We start from the raw sequence: 604 nt of genomic DNA, 5'->3' as shown, positions 1-604 counted from the left end.
CCCGAGCGGGAAAAATTACCACCTGATTCCCCATGATCGGTAAAAATACGCCTACAGCCAGCAGTCCGGAGCGCTTGGATCTGCAAGTCCAGTCTCTGTTCTTCTGTAGAAACCCGAGCGTAGCCGATAAACATTTAACCCCCTCAAATACATCAAATAAAAGGCCCTCCAAACTGAACTTTTGGTTGAAGATCCCTATGGTTTCCTTCAAGATTGGTGAAGGTGTGAGGTTGACAAAAACGGTCGTTTTACATCGTCCTGCCTGGGGGCAGATTTATGCACGGGCAATATTAGAAAATCGGCCATTTTCTGGGAATCCCCAATTAAGCTTCGGGTGTTTGCGAATCCTTGCTCGAAACGACCGTTTTTGGCATCCGGCAATTCTCTGTTGCAAAAGGAAGGTCATACTGCCTCGTCAGTGGCGGGAGGGCTCTCGGAAGAGAACAGTCGTTTGCCAGGTGTGCCGGGCGGGATGTCTTTTCGTTTCAATGGGAAAGATCTGATCAACGATACCATGACGTATGAAGTGGTTGATCGGCATGTGGCAGACGATTTGGTAATCGAGTTTGGGAAGCTGAGTTTTACGGAAGGGCCTTCGTCCCCA

2 protein-coding genes are annotated in these 604 nt (G+C 49.0%); one reads left to right on the top strand and one right to left on the bottom strand.

All coding sequences use genetic code 11. From position 1 onward, the window contains the following. The coding region (locus KP701_RS16190) for a recombinase family protein (RefSeq protein ID WP_215747922.1) at positions 1 to 134 on the bottom strand (134 nt) is incomplete at its 3' end. Between the two features lie 233 nt (positions 135 to 367). On the opposite strand from KP701_RS16190, the gene KP701_RS16185 reads away from it, so the two are divergent. Then, the coding region (locus tag KP701_RS16185; protein ID WP_215747921.1) for a hypothetical protein at positions 368 to 604 on the top strand (237 nt) is incomplete at its 3' end.

The organism is Gluconobacter sp. P1C6_b (genome assembly GCF_018811945.1).
GTDB lineage: Bacteria > Pseudomonadota > Alphaproteobacteria > Acetobacterales > Acetobacteraceae > Gluconobacter.
The sequence above is the reverse complement of the archived record's forward strand: the minus strand, read 5'-3'. Positions and strand labels throughout refer to the sequence as shown.